13 protein-coding genes and 1 other RNA gene are annotated in these 15,870 nt (G+C 62.8%); 11 read left to right on the plus strand and 3 right to left on the minus strand.

Features of this window, described 5'->3' with window-relative positions:
* Window positions 1–85: 85 nt before the first annotated feature.
* From G4O04_02255 to G4O04_02275, 5 genes are all read left to right on the plus strand, one after another.
* Window positions 86–1,378 carry an ABC transporter permease gene (locus G4O04_02255; GenBank protein HEY57359.1) on the plus strand — a complete coding sequence of 431 codons (1,293 nt, stop codon included), beginning with the start codon at window positions 86–88 and terminating at the stop codon, window positions 1,376–1,378.
* Window positions 1,379–1,402: 24 nt separating this feature from the next.
* Window positions 1,403–2,452: an ABC transporter ATP-binding protein gene (locus tag G4O04_02260; protein HEY57360.1), complete on the plus strand. Its 1,050-nt coding sequence runs from the start codon at window positions 1,403–1,405 to the stop codon at window positions 2,450–2,452.
* Window positions 2,449–3,483, plus strand: a complete 1,035-nt coding sequence (locus tag G4O04_02265) for an ABC transporter ATP-binding protein (protein ID HEY57361.1) — start codon at window positions 2,449–2,451, stop codon at window positions 3,481–3,483. The genes G4O04_02260 and G4O04_02265 overlap by 4 nt, the downstream gene beginning before the upstream one ends.
* A gap of 2 nt (window positions 3,484–3,485) precedes the next feature.
* Window positions 3,486–3,695 carry a hypothetical protein gene (locus G4O04_02270; protein ID HEY57362.1) on the plus strand — a complete coding sequence of 70 codons (210 nt, stop codon included), beginning with the start codon at window positions 3,486–3,488 and terminating at the stop codon, window positions 3,693–3,695.
* Window positions 3,696–4,330: 635 nt separating this feature from the next.
* On the plus strand, window positions 4,331–5,134 hold the full coding sequence (locus tag G4O04_02275; GenBank protein ID HEY57363.1) for a tetratricopeptide repeat protein: 804 nt from the start codon (window positions 4,331–4,333) through the stop codon (window positions 5,132–5,134).
* 114 nt (window positions 5,135–5,248) lie between these two features.
* Here G4O04_02275 and G4O04_02280 read toward each other — a convergent pair whose 3' ends face one another.
* Together G4O04_02280 and G4O04_02285 are read right to left on the minus strand one after the other, a co-directional pair.
* On the minus strand, window positions 5,249–6,748 hold the full coding sequence (locus G4O04_02280) for a LysM peptidoglycan-binding domain-containing protein (protein HEY57364.1): 1,500 nt from the start codon (window positions 6,746–6,748) through the stop codon (window positions 5,249–5,251).
* The gene (locus G4O04_02285; protein ID HEY57365.1) at window positions 6,741–8,147 is read right to left on the minus strand and encodes a hypothetical protein; all 1,407 of its coding nucleotides are present in this window, start codon (window positions 8,145–8,147) and stop codon (window positions 6,741–6,743) included. Before G4O04_02285 ends, G4O04_02280 begins: the two co-directional genes overlap by 8 nt.
* 356 nt (window positions 8,148–8,503) lie before the next feature.
* Between G4O04_02285 and G4O04_02290 the strand changes: the two genes are divergently transcribed.
* From G4O04_02290 to G4O04_02310, 5 genes are all read left to right on the plus strand, one after another.
* On the plus strand, window positions 8,504–9,091 hold the full coding sequence (locus tag G4O04_02290) for a 50S ribosomal protein L9 (GenBank protein HEY57366.1): 588 nt from the start codon (window positions 8,504–8,506) through the stop codon (window positions 9,089–9,091).
* A 148-nt stretch (window positions 9,092–9,239) separates the two neighbouring features.
* Window positions 9,240–10,544 carry a helix-turn-helix domain-containing protein gene (locus tag G4O04_02295; protein ID HEY57367.1) on the plus strand — a complete coding sequence of 435 codons (1,305 nt, stop codon included), beginning with the start codon at window positions 9,240–9,242 and terminating at the stop codon, window positions 10,542–10,544.
* A 37-nt stretch (window positions 10,545–10,581) separates the two neighbouring features.
* Window positions 10,582–11,949 carry a 30S ribosomal protein S12 methylthiotransferase RimO gene (gene rimO, locus G4O04_02300; protein HEY57368.1) on the plus strand — a complete coding sequence of 456 codons (1,368 nt, stop codon included), beginning with the start codon at window positions 10,582–10,584 and terminating at the stop codon, window positions 11,947–11,949.
* Window positions 11,946–12,941 carry a 3'(2'),5'-bisphosphate nucleotidase gene (locus tag G4O04_02305; GenBank protein ID HEY57369.1) on the plus strand — a complete coding sequence of 332 codons (996 nt, stop codon included), beginning with the start codon at window positions 11,946–11,948 and terminating at the stop codon, window positions 12,939–12,941. Before rimO ends, G4O04_02305 begins: the two co-directional genes overlap by 4 nt.
* Before the next feature lie 36 nt (window positions 12,942–12,977).
* Entirely contained in the window at window positions 12,978–14,501 is a 1,524-nt protein-coding gene (locus G4O04_02310; GenBank protein HEY57370.1) for a hypothetical protein, read from the plus strand.
* Between the two features lie 210 nt (window positions 14,502–14,711).
* Here G4O04_02310 and ffs read toward each other — a convergent pair.
* An RNA gene (gene ffs, locus G4O04_02315) (signal recognition particle sRNA small type) lies at window positions 14,712–14,811 on the minus strand.
* A gap of 96 nt (window positions 14,812–14,907) precedes the next feature.
* On the opposite strand from ffs, the gene G4O04_02320 reads away from it, so the two are divergent.
* Complete coding sequence (locus tag G4O04_02320; GenBank protein HEY57371.1) at window positions 14,908–15,858, plus strand: ROK family protein; 951 nt, start codon at window positions 14,908–14,910, stop codon at window positions 15,856–15,858.
* Window positions 15,859–15,870: the final 12 nt, after the last annotated feature.

Consider the following 15,870-nt stretch of genomic DNA (forward strand, 5'->3'; position numbering starts at 1 on the left):
CTTTTTCCGTGAAGTGAAGTACTATCCCTCGGCGATTGTCGGTGTTTTGGTCATTGTCGCTTTGTTGATTCTCTCGCTCTATGCGGTGATCAAGATTCCCTATTCCGAAGCCATTGAGTTGTGGCGGGGCACTGGAGAGACCTGGTACCACAACCCCAAGACGGCTCCCCCGGCGTGGATCAACTACTTCCGTTCTCGCAAACTTCCCACCACCATTGTGCTGGATTCCCGCAAGGGAGGACCGGATATCGAGCGGAGCGAGAAGCCGTTGGGGAAGGGCAAGCAAATCGACCTGACTTTTACTTTTGATTATCAGGCGGATGATTTCCCCAGTGATCTGGTCATGTATTTTTATGTCACGGGAAACGGCAAGCAACCTTTTGCCACCGGCGAGTGGACGATGCCTGATGGCCGTACGGTGCGCTTGGGAAACTTTGCGATTAGTCACAGGTATAGCTTTCGTTTTACCCAGGAGAAAGACCTTTCCCGGCGGCTCAAGCGCATGTTGAAGCGGGAATTGCCCGTGGAGGTGGGGCTGTTTGTGGATCCTGCCGCTCTTCCGAAGGACCGAGAAACCCAGGTCGATATCAAGACCTTACCGCCTCTAAGGGGAAAGTACACCGTCCATGTCACGGTGACCACCTTTGACCCGGAGACGGATGTTCAGGCCGAATTGATTGTCTATGGAAAGGTCTACGGGTTGGCGGGCACTGATCATCTCCGGCGTGATTTGATGGTGGGGCTGCTTTGGGGAACGCCGGTGGCCATTGCTTTTGGGTTGATCTCCTCCCTGGTGATCGGTTTGGCGACCATGATCATTGCGGCCGTGGGCGTGTGGTACGGCGGCGTGGTGGACGAGACCATCCAGCGAATCACCGAGATTAACCTGGTGCTCCCCTTCCTCCCCATCCTGCTCATGGTGGGCATCTTTATCTCGCGCAGTCTGCTGACCATCATGTTGGTCACCATTGCGCTGAGCATTTTCGGCAGCGGGATCAAATCCTACCGCGCCATGTTCCTGCAGTTGCGCGAATCGCCTTACATCGAGGCGGCGCGCGCCTACGGCGCTGGCGATGGGCGGATCATCTTCCTTTACCTGATTCCGCGTATCTTGCCCATGTTGATCCCCGGTTTCGTCAGCGCCATCCCCAGTTTCGTCTTCCTGGAGGCTTCGCTGGCCGTATTGGGCATTGGTGACCCTGTGTTGCCCACCTGGGGGAAGATCATTCAGGATGCCCAGGCCAATGCGGCGCTGTACAAAGGGCTGTACTATTGGATTCTGGAGCCCTCGGTGTTGTTGATTGTCACTGGGTTGGGCTTTTCCCTGTTAGGCTTTGCCCTGGACCGGATTTTCAACCCCCGCTTACGGCAAGAGTGAGGATTTAGGCCAAGGAGAGTTGATATGGCTTCTGCGAAGGCAATCGATAAAGAGCACGCCTTGGTTGTGGATGACCTGGTCCTGTATTTCAAACTGACCCATGGCGTGGTGCAGGCGGTGGACCATGTGAGTTTCTCGTTGCGCCGAAATCGCGCGGTCGTGGTGATTGGCGAATCGGGGTGCGGCAAAACTTCCATGGGCCGTGCCGTGGCCCGTTTGCTCCCACGCAATGTGGGACGTTATACGGGCAAGGTGTACATCAACGGCATCGAGACCATGGGGCTGAGTGAAGAGCAATTTCGGGAGCAGGTGCGTTGGGTTGAGGTTTCCCTGGTGCCGCAGGCGGCCATGAACGCCCTGAATCCGGTGATTAAACTCAAGGACCAGGTTTTGGAACCGCTGCGTTTGCACTACCCGGATGTGGATGAGCAACAGGCCATCAAGCGACTTCACGAGGTGTTTGACTTCGTGGGGGTGCCCGATGGGTTTATCGAGCGTTACCCCTTCGAGTTGAGTGGTGGGATGCGGCAGCGGGTGGTCATCGCCATGGCGCTGATCACGGACCCCACATTGATCATCCTGGACGAGCCTACTTCGGCGTTGGATGTGCTCACCCAAGCCAACATCTACAATGTGCTCAAGAAGATCAAGTGGGAAAAGGGCACCAGTTTTCTGCTGATCACCCATGATGTGGCCACGGCCAGCGAATTGGCCGACGATGTGCTGGTGATGTATGCCGGTCACGCCGTCGAATATTCCAGCGCGGAGGAGTTTTTCGCCGAGCCGTTGCATCCCTACGCGCGGATGTTGATGGCCGCGGTACCGAAACTTTATGGCGATGAGGAGTTGCAGTTTATCCCGGGCCATCCACCCAGTTTGCTGAATCCGCCCCGAGGGTGCCGTTTTGCCGACCGTTGTCCCTTGGCCTTTGACAAGTGCAAACTGGAGCCGCCCACCTTCCGCGTTGGGGAGCGGTCGGTCAAATGTTGGTTGTACGAAAAAGAGGCCGATGGCGTGGCGTATTTGCCCGGTTCTGAATTGGAGCAACCTCAGCCCGAGGGAGAAACGGTATGAGCGAGCAACAGGTACAACTGGCAACTCGGCCGAGCACAGAGGCTCAGGCTGGCCCTTTGCTTTCCATTCGCAATCTGCGCATCTGGTATGAGTTGAAGCGCTTTGGCTTTCTCCACGCCGGTTATGTGAAGGCTGTGGACGATGTCTCCTTTGACCTGGATCGGGGGGAAGCCATTGCCGTGGTGGGTGAGAGCGGCTGCGGTAAGTCGAGTTTGATGAGAGCCATCTTGGGCTTGGTGCGCCCCCATGAGGGCCAGATTCTCTTTGAAGGCCGGGATATCTGGGCCGGGGGCCGGGAAGCGATGCGCCAGTATCGCATGGAAGTAGGGTATGTGCAGCAGGATCCTTATGGCGCTCTCCCTCCCTTTATGACCATCCGTCGCATCCTGGAAGAGCCGCTCATCCTGGCCGGCGTCAAGGATCGTGATGAGCGTTTGGAGCGCGTGATCAAGGTGTTGGAAGAGGTAAAAGTTACGCCGCCGGAGGACTTTCTCAACAAATATCCGCATATGTTGAGCGGCGGCCAACAACAGCGCATCGTGATCGCTCGCGCGCTTATCCGCAATCCGAAGATGCTCATCGCCGATGAACCGGTCTCCATGTTGGATGCGTCGGTGCGGGTGGAAATCCTCAAGTTGTTGGATGATGTGCAGAAAGAGCGCCATCTTTCGGTGATTTACATCACCCACGACCTCTCCACCGTGCGCTATTTCTCGCAGCGCATTTTTGTGATGTATGCCGGGAAACTCATCGAGAAGGCTCCGGTGCAGGATATCCTCCGCGATCCCCGGCACCCCTATACCTGGGCTTTGCTCAACGCCATTTCCGATCCCCTGGCGGAAAACGCGAAGAAGTTGCGCGATGTGCCCCCCGGCGAGCCGCCCTCGCTCATCACGCCGCCGCCGGGTTGCCGTTTCCATCCACGTTGTAGCAAGGCCATCCAGGGGATCTGTGAGGTCGAGGTGCCGCCGGAGTACACCGTGGCGCCGCGGCACGAGGTGCATTGCTGGTTGTATCGGGACGAGGCGTAGGCATGGTGTCTTTGTGGCGCTGGCAGGCGTTGGTTCGAGTGGCCGTGCTTCTGTTGGCCGCCGGCGTGGCGCTGCCCTTTGCCATGGTCATCGGGTGGTTGCCCTCGACCTTTCTCTTGAACTTTTTGGCCTATCTGGCGTCCGTCGTCGGCCTGTTCGTGGGATCCTACGGTGTCACGCTCATGTGGCGGGAGCGTCGGCGGGACAGGTAGCGCCGTGAGGACGGAAAAGACCCTCTTGCCCGACGGGGAGCAGCCTCCGTCGGGCTTTTTTGCGCTTGCGGCGTGCCCAGTGCCAACCGGGAAGCCCCCTTTGCCGAAAGGAGTATAATTATCCGCATGGCTCGCTTTGTGCGCAAATCCGTATCCTCTCGGCGCGGGTGGGGTGTGTTGCTTGTGGCGGCGTTGGTCGCGGTCGGGGGCTTTTGGGCGCTACGACCTTTCTTGACCCCTTACCTGAGCATCCTGTGGGCCCGGGTCAAATACGCCTTCGCGCCGCCTCAGCAGGTGGTGTTCGTGCCCCAGGATCAGGTGGCGCGCATCGTGGAAGCCACCCTGCGCGCCTACACAGCCACCGCCCAGGCGGAGAGGAGCACCCCGACGCCCACACCGTCCCCTCCGGGCCCGACGGTCACCTTGGCGCCTACGTTTACCCCCACCGTTACCCCCACCCCTCTCCCTGCCCGGGTTTACCTCAAGGGCGCGCGGCACGAATATCAGGAATGGAATAACTGCGGCCCGGCTACGCTGAGTATGGCCCTTTCGTACTGGGGCTGGAAGGGCTGGCAAACCACCGTGGCCCAGGTACCAAGCCCAACCCGCGGGACAAAAACGTCTCGCCCTACGAGATGGAAAACTTTGTCACCGGGCACACGCCATACAACTTCGTGTGGCGCATGGGGGGGGACTTGAACCTGCTCAAGCGTTTCCTGGCCAACGGCTTCCCCATCATGGTGGAGAAGGGCTTTTACGGCCATGGCTTTGAGGGCTGGATGGGACACTACGAGTTGCTGGTGGGCTACGATGACGCCAAAGGGCAGTTCACTGCCTACGACTCCTTCCGTGGCCCCGATTACCCTGTGCCCTACGACCGGCTGCGCGAGGATTGGCGGGCGTTTAATTACCTGTTCCTGCTCCCCTATCCCAAAGACCGCGAGGATGAAGTCCAGGCCTTGCTCGGCCCCTGGGCCGACGAGGCCTGGGCCAATCGCCGTGCCCTGGCCGTGGCTCAGGAAGAGACGCAAAGGCTTACCGGTCAGGCGCTTTTCTTCGCCTGGTTCAATGTGGCCACCTCGCATGTGCGCCTGCGGGAGTATGTGGATGCCGCCTATGCCTACGATATGGCCTTTGCCATCTATGCGCAACTCCCCCAGGATGAGCGCCCCTGGCGGATGCTCTGGTATCAAACTGGCCCCTATTGGGCGTACTACTACAGCGGTCGCTACCAGGATGTGATCAATCTGGCCACCACCATCTTAGCGGCCATGAGCGAGCCTATCCTGGAAGAGAGTTATTACTGGCGGGCTATGGCCAAAGCCGCCCTGGGGGACAAGGCGGGCGCCATCGACGACCTGGAAGAGGCCGTTCGGCTGAACCCCAATTTCCAGGCCGGGCTTTATCAATTGAGCATGCTCAAAGGAACCGGCCCCTGAGCGTCCCCCATCGCCAGAACAGTGACAAAACCCCCAGGGGTTCCCGATCCCTTGGGGGTGATTTGTTGGACATGAGAAGCGTTCCTGCGCCCGAAAAAGGGTGCTCTCCCGGGGTTACCTGCCGCTTCCGGCCTGGATTTGCGTTTCGGGGCTCCCGCATTCGCAGGCCCGGACGATGCGGCTACCCCGTTGCAGCAGCCCGTGATAGGCCACATCGTCGATGGCCCGGGCCACCCAGCCTTCCAGGTTGAAGGCCAGGGGGCCGAAGGCCGGAATCCACTCGCCGTTGTACTTGCGAGCAATATGGATATGGGTTCCGGTGCTGCGGCCACCCTCGCAGGAGGGATGCCCCACGGGGTCTCCGGCTTTGAGCAAAGCGCCCATGGGAACACGGTCCTGGGTGGCCAGATGGAAATAGAAGATTGTCCATCCGGTGTGCTCATTGCCGTCCATGTCCAGGTCGAGCACCACGGTGGCGTTTTCCGAGCGCACCACCAGGCCGTCGGCCACGGCCACGGCCCAGTCGTTGCTGGGGAAACACCCTCCTACGCCGCTCCGTGGGGCGAAGTCCAGCGCAGCGAAGGGCTGTAAGGTGCCCCAGGCGGTATGCGGCCCGCCGGTGAACGACCAGATGTGCCCATCGGGGAAGGGGAGGCGCAAAGGGGGTTGTTCCAACCCGCCGGGGATGTGCGGGGGCGGCGGGTTTTGCCAGGGGTCGCCGAACAGGGCCACATAAGTGCGGTAGAACCCCTGGGGGGAGATGGCCTCACGCCAGGCGTCGGCGGGTAGCATCTGGGCGAAGTAGGCCTGCAAGGCGGCCGTGGCGGCGTTGAGCCAAGGGTCGGGGCGGGCCTCGGTGCCGTCGCGCAATTCATAGAGATTCAGCAGGCCCATGCGCCAGCGGTAATACCCATCGTTGAGCAGATTGGCCGCATAGGAAAGTTGCAGGAACAGGCCCCGATGGGCGGGGTCGGCGTAGCCCAGCGGATAGCGCGCCTTTTCCTCGGGCAGGGTGGGCTGACTGAGGGCTCCCGCCTGGTATTCCAGAAGCGCCAGAAGCAGCCGAGGGCTGATGCTGTAATAGCGGGCGATATAGGCTATGATGTCCGCCCCGCTGCGGGTGGCACCGGCGGCGTATTCCTCGTGGTTTTTGAGCCAGCCCCCGTGACGGGCGACAAATGCCTCCAGATCGAAGTCGTCCTCCGCCGGGCCATTGACGAACAATGGATCGGGGAGGATATGGAAAGGCGTGCTCCAGAAAGGCTTGTAGTAGATGGGGACTTGAAGCCGGTAACCAGGGGGAAAGGTGGTGATTCGCCTGGGCAGGTCGGGATTGGCGGCGCGGATTTCGGCCTCGGTGGTGTTGAAATGGGCGGCGATGGCGGGCAGCGTGTCACCGGTCTGGGCGTGATAGATCACCAGGGTGCCGGGGGCGAACTGGGTGCGCGTGGGGAGTGGGGTGGGTGAAGGCCCGGCCTCGGAAGGGGAAACGGCTCCCCCTGCCCCGGCCCCCGGCGTAGGGGGCGGAGCCACGGCGACGGTCGTCGTGCAGGCGATCAGGAGAGACAGGGCGAGGAGGGCCAGCGCCCCAAAGATTCGGTGGATTTTACTCATCTTCTCCTCGGACGATGAGGCTCTTGGGTACGCCGTAAGGCGAGGCGACCACGGTTTGCCCGTCTTTGGTCAGGGTGCCTTGATAGGGGCGCACCCCGGCGTGGGCCACCCAGCCGCTGAGCACGAAGGGGAGCGGACCGTCGGCGGCGATCCATTCCCCGTTGTACTTGCGGGCGAAATGGATGTGGGTGCCGGTGGCTACGCCGCCCTCACAGGAAGGGTGGCCCAGGCGGTCGCCGGCCTCGACCCAGGTGCCGACGGGCACGCGGCCCTGGTCGGCGATGTGGAGGTAGAGCAGGTTCCAGCCTGTTTGCTCGTGACCGTCGCCGTCCAGATCCAGCATGACCACGCCCTGGGCCGAGCGCACCACCAGCCCGGGGGCCGAGGCGAGCACCCAGGCATAAGAGACGCGGCAGTCGGTGGCCGAGGTGGGGGCAAAATCGAGGGCGGCCCGGGCGCCGTCGTGCTCCCATGCACCGTGGGGGCCGCCGGTGAAGGCCCAGGGTTGGCCGGGGGCAAAGGGGAGGGTGAGGGGGGGCTGTGTCAGATCTGGGGGATAGAGCGGCTCCACTTGGCGCGCCCGGGCCCAGGGGTCGCCAAACAGGTCACGATACAGGGCCATGAACCCTTGTTCTGGGTCCATCACCCGCAGCCATTCCGTGGAGGGGTACAGTTGGGCAAAGAAGTACTGCAGGGCCACGGTGCCCGCGTTGAGGTCCGGGGCCAGACGGGCCGTGACGCCGTCGGCAAACACGATTTCGGTAAGCCAGCCTTCGCGCCAGCCGTAGTAGCCGATGGAAAGTTGATTGACGGCCCAGGCCAGTTGGCGGAAGAGCCCCTTGCGTTGGGCGTCCCGATACCCCAAAGGATAGTCTCTAGCTTTGGGGGAAAGTTCCTCAGCCGATTGGGTGAGCCAATGCCCCTGGTACTCCAGCAAGGCCAGCAACAGGCGGGGGTTGATGGAGTTGTCCTGGGCGATGCGGGCCACGATGTCCACCCCGCGGGTCTGGCCGGTGCTTTGGAGGTATTCTTCGTGGGCGTTGAGGTACCCCGGATAGGAAGCGGCGAAGGCGGCCACATCGAACCCGATGGCCGAAGGGGAGTACACGACTTCGCTATCGGGCATCAGGCGGATGCTGGCGGTGGTGTTGTGCAACTTGCGGGGAATGACCAGGAGTAGATTGGGGCTGAGCAGCCCCTGGGCGCTCAAAGGTTGAGAGGATTGGATCTCTTCCGGCGAGACGCCGAAGTGCGCCGCAATCACCGGCAGCGTATCCCCGGCCTGGGTGAAGTAAAGGATAGGGGGATTGTTGACCACATCGGGCGTGGCCGAAAGAGGGGTGGCGGTGATGGGGGTGGTCAGCGCGGTTGGGGTGAGGGAATTGACGGGACCTTCCACGGGCTCTCCTCCGCCGCCGGTGGCGGGGTTGTTAGGCGTGGGGAAGGTGAAGGGAGTGGGGAGGGGCAGTGGCGTGGGTATGGGGAAGTTGCACGCCGGGAGTATCCCTGCTCCCGCGAGGAATAAAAAAGCCAACCAGAGGTTGGTCTGGAGCATCGCCTTTCGCCATCGCATGTCAACGATATTATACCCTTCTCTCTGCCCGCTGACGCTGAAGTGGAGATGAAGCGTGAAACATTTTGTTGACGCTGACGGGGCTTTCTGTTACAATCGGCCTGCCCGGTGCGTTGTACCCTTCGCCCGGGCCTGTATAGCTTGGACGCTGTACAGATCCCGTTGAGGAGAAAGGGCTTGCGATGAAGGTTGTGTTATTGAAGGATGTGCCGAAGTTAGGACGGGCTGGTGAGGTCAAGAAAGTCGCCAACGGTTATGGGCGCAACTACTTGATCCCCCAGGGGCTGGCGATTCTGGCCACCCCCGAAGCGTTACAGCGGGCTGCCTCCATCAAGCGCAAGGCCGATGCGGAGCGGGCCAAGTTGAACCGGGAACTCTCGGGCTTGGCCGAGCGCATCCAGGGCCTGACGCTCTACTTCCCTGTGCGCGCCAGCGAGCAGGGCAAGTTGTACGGCTCGGTTTCGACGCAAATGGTGGCGGACAGCATCAACGAGCAGTTGGCGTTGGGTGAGGATGAGGCCATCAGCCGCCGCCAGGTTGAGATGCAGCCCATTCGCTTTTTGGGCGTCTACCAGGTGCCGGTGCGGTTGACGCTGGATCTGGTGCCCGAGGTGCGGGTGGTGGTATACCGCGAAGGGGAGGCGCCGCCCACCGACGAAGAACTGCTGGCTGCGGCGGCCGAGGCTGAGGCGGCCGAGCGGGCGGCGGAAGAGGCCGAAAAGGCGGAAGAGGAAGCGCCCCCCGCTGCCGGGGAAGGCACCGAAGGCTGAGCCTTCGCTGGCTTCTCCCCCTGACGTGCATAGTGCTTCGCTCTCAGGCGCAGCCTTCTCTGGACTGCGCCTGAGTTTTTGCTTTTCGGCGCGCTCTGGTGTAGAATAGGCTCGCTCCCCCTGCTTTTGCGACAAAGGTGCCCCGGTAATGGAAACAGAAATTGGTCAAGCCTTGCGCCGTGCGCGTCAAGCCCGCTCCCTGTCTCTGGAGCAGGTGAGCGATGCGTTGCACATCAAACCTCACTACCTCCGCGCTCTGGAAGAAGGCCRGTGGGAAGATTTGCCTTCTCCRGCCCARGGGCGGGGTTTTYTGCGCCTCTATGCGGCTTTTCTGGGGGTGGACCTGAAAGTCTGGCAGGAGGAGCCATCGGAAGGGAGCCGTCTGACRCCGGAGGGCGCGCCGTCGCCCTCATCGGCCAYGGAGGAGGCCGACGGGCCGCCAGCCCCMCCTGCTTTGTCGGAGGAGGCCATCCCCCASCCGGCCCCTGGRGAGGAAACGCAGGCCGACGACCCGGCAMAGCCCATTTTTGCCGAACTGGGGCGCGCCCTGCGCGAGCAGCGGGAGCGTYTGGGCATYTCCTTGGGCGAGGCGGAACGCCATACYCATGTGCGCCGCCRCAACCTGGAGGCYATGGAAGRGGGCCGCTTCGACGACCTGCCTTCGCCCGTGCAGGCACGGGGRATGTTGCAGCACTATGCRCGCTTCTTGCAACTGGACGCTGAYCGGTTGTTGCTGCGCTTTGCCGACGCCATCCAGGCYCGCTACCGYGCCYGGCAGCAGRCCGCCCCACGYCGGACTTTGCCYYCCCCGGTGAMCTYCTGGCCRCGCRTGCGCCTGCCGGAGCGCACTTTGGGGCTRGCGCTGGTGGTGTTGACGGTGCTTTTTGTGCTYTGGGGGGGCTGGCAGGTCTTCCGCGCGCGGGCTACCGCCGCGCCGGCGCCAACGCCGCCCTCGGTGTTGGAGGTGCTCTTCCCCACGCCCAGCCCTACGCCCACGCTGGCGCCTTTCACCGCCACGCCCACTCCAGCCGCTCCGGGCCTGTTGCCCGGCGAGGGGCAGGCCACCGGTCAGCCGGAGGCCCAGCAGGCGGCCAACGCCTCCAAGGCGCCCATTCAGGTCTATCTCGTGGTGCGCCAGCGGACCTATCTGCGGGTGGTGGTGGACGGCGAGGAGCGCCTGGCAGGCCGCGTCGTGCCGGGGAGTACCTATTTCTTCGGTGGGGAGGCGCGGGTAGAATTGACCACCGGCAACGGCGCCGCTCTGCAGGTCTATTTCAATCAACAAAACCTGGGCCTTTTGGGCCGTTTCGGCGAGGCCGTGACCCGCATCTACACCCTGAACGGGGTGCAGACGCCAACCCCTTCGCCAACGTCCACCCCCACGGCTACCCCTCCGGTGACCCCTACCCCCACGCCCACCCCGACGCCGACCCCCACGCCCCAGGCCCCTTGATGGGGGGATTGGGCCACAAACCACGCAAAGGATGGGCATGTTAACGAGAACCTTTCACCTGATTTCGCTGGGTTGTTCGAAAAACACGGTGGATTCTGAATCCATGGCTCAGTTGCTGCAAACGGAAGGCTATCGGCCGGTGGCGCATCCCGAAGAAGCCGAGGTCATCATCGTGAACACCTGCGGCTTCATCGCCCCGGCCAGGGAGGAGTCGCTGTCCGTGTTGCGCGAAATGGCCGCTCAGAAGCGACCGGGGCAGGTGCTCATCGCGGCCGGATGCCTCACGCAACGCTATGGTGAGCAGGTGGCCCGTCAGGTGCCTGGTGTGGACGGCATCCTGGGGGCGCGCCGCTGGATGGACATTCTGGAGGTGCTCCGACGGTTGCGCCGGGGGTCTCATCCTGAGCCGCTTTACCATCTCCCTCCTGTGCCCACGGTGAGCCAGGATGACCACGGCACCCATCGGGTCTCGATTCAGGGGGGGACGGCCTATCTGAAAATCGCCGACGGCTGCCGCCGCCCCTGCGCTTTTTGCGCCATTCCTCTGATCAAGGGCACCCTGGTCAGTCGCCCTTTGGAGGCCATTCTGGACGATGCGCGTTATGTGCAGGACCAGGGCGTGGAGGAACTCATCCTTATCGCCCAGGACACCACGGATTACGGGCATGATTTGGGGCTGAAAGACGGCCTGGCCGTGCTGCTGGAGGCGCTACTGCGGGAGGTCCCCGACATCCCCTGGATCCGGGTGATGTATGCCTATCCGGGTTATGTCACCGACCGCCTGATTGAGGTGATGGCCACGTATCCCCAGATTTTGCCGTATCTGGACATGCCCTTGCAGCACGCCCATCCGGCCACGCTGCGCCGTATGCGCCGCCCGGCCAACATTGAATGGGTGTACCGTACCCTGGAGAAGATGCGACGAGCTATGCCCGACCTGGCCTTGCGGACCACCTTTATCGTGGGCTATCCCGGCGAGACCGAAGAGGAGTTTCAGACGCTGCTGGATTTCATTGCGGAGATGCGTTTTGACCGTGTGGGCGCTTTCCAGTTTTCTTTTGAGCCGGGCACGGCCAGCGAGCCTTTGGGCGACCCCATCCCGCCGGAGGTCAAGCAGGCGCGTTGGGAGCGCCTGATGGCTCTGCAGCAGGGCATCTCGTTGGAGAAGAATCAGGCGTTTGTCGGTCGCGTGTTGGATGTGCTTATCGAGGGGTTTGACGAGGAAGCCAATCTCTCCATCGGGCGTTCGTACCGGGATGCGCCGGAAATCGACGGTCTGGTGTTGGTGGAGGGGTGTTACCCCGCCGGCCAGCGGCTACCCGTGCGGGTGACCGGTGCGATGGCGTATGACCTGACTGGAGTAGCCGTCTCATCTTCCCAGGCTTCAAGGAGAAAAAGCGCATGATCCTTTCGTTCGATGCCCCTGAGGTCCGGTTTGCCGTTCAGGCGGCTCAACTGGCAGCCAGCGTGGTGCAGCGGGTACAGAAGGACCTGGCCGCGCGAGCGCTGGACAAAGGCGATCGTTCGCCGGTGACCGTGGCCGATTTTGCCTCTCAGGCGGTGGTCGCGGCGTTGTTGGAACGGGCCTTTCCCAACGATGTGCTGGTGGCCGAAGAAGATGCGGCGACCTTGCGGACGCCGCAGGGCGAACCGTTGCGCACCTTAGTGACCCGCTATGTGCGGCAACACTTCCCGCTGGCCTCGGGGGCGCAGGTGCTGGACTGGATCGACCGGGGCCGCGGTGACCCCGGGGAGCGCTTCTGGACCCTGGACCCTATCGACGGCACCAAGGGGTTTCTCCGAGGCGATCAGTATGCGGTCGCCCTGGCCTTGGTGTATCGCGGGCGGGTAGAAATCGGAGTGCTGGCCTGCCCCCATTTGCAGGAGGCGCGCATGATGCATTCCAGCGGGCCGGGCACCCTGGCTTTGGCCGTGTATGGACTGGGCGCCTGGTGGTCCGACATGAAGGGTACCCTGGTTTGGGAGCCTTTGCAGGTTTCGCGGCAGGGCGACCCTTCGCAGGCGCGGATTTTGCGCTCCTTCGAATCGGGGCATACCAACGCCGATCAGGTGCAGGCGCTGGCCGAGGCATTGGGCGTCACGGTGGAGCCCGTGTGCCTGGATAGCCAGGCCAAGTATGTGTTGCTGGCCGCCGGGGAAGGGGAAATTTATGTGCGGTTGCTTTCCCCCCAGAAGCCGGATTACAAGGAGAAAATCTGGGACCAGGCCGCGGGGTCGTTGATCATTCAGGAGGCCGGCGGTCAGGTGACCGATTTGGATGGTCGCCCCCTCAACTTCCGTACCGGACGCAGCCTGACCGACAATCGGGGCGTTGTGGCGACCAACGGGGTGTTACACCGGGCGGCGCTGGAGGCCTTGCGGCGCATCGGGGCTTGAGCCATGGGGGCTGGCGCGAAGGCGGCGTGGCGCTGGATGGGTGCGTGGTGGTGCCGGCAAGGCGCGTCCACCCTGGCGTTGGGGATGGTGTTGATGGCCGTGGTGGGCAGCCTCTGGGTGGCGACGCATATTTTTGAAGACATTCCCCATCTGGAGGATGAGTTCGCCTACCTGTGGGAAGCGCAGGTGGTGGCGCAAAGGCAGGTGCGCATTCCCTCTCCCCCTGAACCGAAAAGTTTCCTGGTGCCGTTTGTCATCGACCACCAGGGGTGGCGTTTTGGCAAGTACCCTTTGGGCTGGCCGGTGATGCTTTCCTTCGGGGTGCGTTGGGGGCATCCGGCTTGGGTGAACGCGTTGCTGGCGGGCCTGGCCGTCTGGTTGACTTTTCGCCTGGGGGAGCGGTTGTGGTCGCCTGAGGTGGGGTTGTTGGCCGCTGCACTGACGCTGACCTCCCCCTTCTTTTGGCTGAATGTGGGTTCCCTGCTCTCGCATCCTTTGGGCCTGGTGCTCAGTGCGGCCTTTGCCTTAGCCTGGCTGGATGGAATGGCGCCGCGCCGGGAGAAGGGGCCGCCATCTTGGTTGACGGCGCTCACCGCGGGAGGAGCCCTGGCGGCTCTCATCCTCACCCGCCCCTGGACCGCCGTGGGAGTGGCGCTTCCTTTTGGGTTGTGGGGCAGCGTAGGGATGCTGCGTGGCCCGGGCAGGGTCCGGCGCTGGGTGCTGGCCGTGGGGATGGTGGCCCTGTTAGGGGTGGGGGGACATTTGTGGTGGCAGACAGTGCTCACGGGGAGCCCCTGGACGAACCCTTACACGCTCTGGTGGCCATATGACAAAGTGGGCTTTGGGCCCGATGTGGGGCGCCATGGGCACACCTTGCATCAGGCTTGGGTGAACACCCGGTTTAGCCTGCGGGCGGGAAGCGCAGACCTGTTCGGTTGGGGATGGTATTCCTGGCTTTTCCTCCCCCTTGGTTTGTGGATGGCACGGAAGAACCGCCAGAGTTGGCCTGTGCTGGCCGTGTTTGGCAGTTTGGTGCTGGTTTATCTGGCTTATTGGGTGGGGGCGTGGCTGTTCGGCCCGCGTTACTATTTTGAGGGGTTGTACAGTTTGACTTTGTTGACCGCTTTGGGGGTGTTTAGCGCGGCGGGATGGCCGGTAAAGCGTCGCCCCTGGCCCCGAAGGCGGGGCTGGCGGCCTTTGGCCGTGACCGCTTTGCTGGCTTTGCTGGTGGGGCTCAACGTGGCTTTTTACCTGCCTCTGCGCCTGGGAGGGATGCGTGGCCTCTACACCATTCGGCGGTCGCGATTGGCGCCTTTTCTCTCCGCCGAGGCCCAGCGTTTGACCCCTGCCCTGGTGATTGTGGACACGGAGCATTGGATGCCTTACGGCAACTTGTTGGTGCTGGAGGACCCCTGGCTGACGACGCCCTGGATCTTCGCCTGGAGCCGGGGGGCCGGGCCGGACCTCCGCGTGGCTCAGGCGTTCCCCGACCGCACGATCATACGGTACAATCCTGAAGAGCCTTACCGTTTTGTGATCTGGCGTTACCCCCAGCGTTGAATCGTATCCTTTGCAGGTTAAAGCGCGTCTTGCAGTGGCTTGTCTAGTGATGTCACCGTCATGATAGTGGACATTAATCCCCTTAGCGTACATGTCTCCGGTAGAATGAGCCTCAAGGCAACCTGCTGATACGCTGAGTTGGGAGAAAAGAGCCCCCTTAACCCAACAAGGGGGCTCTTTTGTGCTACCGTACCGGAGAAAAAAGAACGCTCCGGGCAGGCAACCCGGCGGCACCCGAAGACACCTCCTTAGGGCTGCTTCCTCTCGGACCTGACCCGGTTCGGAGGGCTTCGCCGCGCCGGACCCACCCGGAGCGCCCTAAGCATACCGCGAGGTCTTGGTCTTGTCAATGGCAACGAAGCCCTGTTCGTTTGTCTCGAACACCAGGTATACTATACCTATGACCATGACCCGCTCTTTTGCGTGCTATGACCTGGCCGTCGATATCGGCGGCACGCACATCCGTGCGGCTTTGTACCCTGCCGGCCGCAGGCAACAAGTCGCGCGAGGCGATATCCCCACGCAGGGGGAGCAGCCTCCCCATGAGCGCCTGGCGGCGTTGCTGCGCGATCTGTGGCCTTCCCAGGGCACGGTGCAGGGCATCGGCGTGGCTTCGCCCGGGCCGTTGGACCCTTACCGGGGGGTGATCCTGGCCACCCCCAACATCCCGCAATGGCGCGACTTCCCTCTGGTGCGTTTCCTGCAAGAGCGGTTTGCCGTGCCGGTGGTGCTGGACAACGACGCCAACGCGGCGGCCCTGGGCGAATGGCGCTACGGAGCGGGCGTGGGGCATCACCACCTGCTTTACTTCACCGTCAGCACGGGCATCGGTGGCGGGGTCATCGTAGAGGATCGCCTGCTACGGGGGGCTGCCGGATTGGCGGGCGAGTTGGGCCACATCACGGTGCTACCCGATGGCCCGCTTTGTGGCTGCGGTCAACGAGGGCATTTGGAGGCGGTGTCCTCCGGCACGGCCATCGCCCGTGCTGCCGAGGAGGAGTTGGCCCGCGGTGTGCCTTCGCGGCTGGCCAGGGCGCCTCGCCCGCTCACCGCTGCCCTGGTGGCCGAGGCCGCTCACCAGGGGGATGCCCTGGCCCAGGCCGTGCTGTCCCGCGCGGCGCATTTCCTGGGCCGTGCCATCGCCGACTATCTGCACATTTTCAACCCCACCATCGTCATTTTGGGCGGGGGCGTCGTTCGCGCCGGGGAGGTGTTCCTCCGCCCGCTACGCGAGGCGCTTCACGCCTCGGTGATGACGCCGGCTTACCTGGATGGCCTCACCATGACCACCGCCCGCCTGGGCGATGACGCCGGTCTCCTGGGCGCCCTGGCCCTGCTACGCGAATCCCAACCCTGAGCGGATTGGAGT

It is taken from the genome of Anaerolineae bacterium (assembly GCA_011176535.1).
Classification (GTDB): Bacteria; Chloroflexota; Anaerolineae; order Anaerolineales; family DRMV01; genus DUEP01.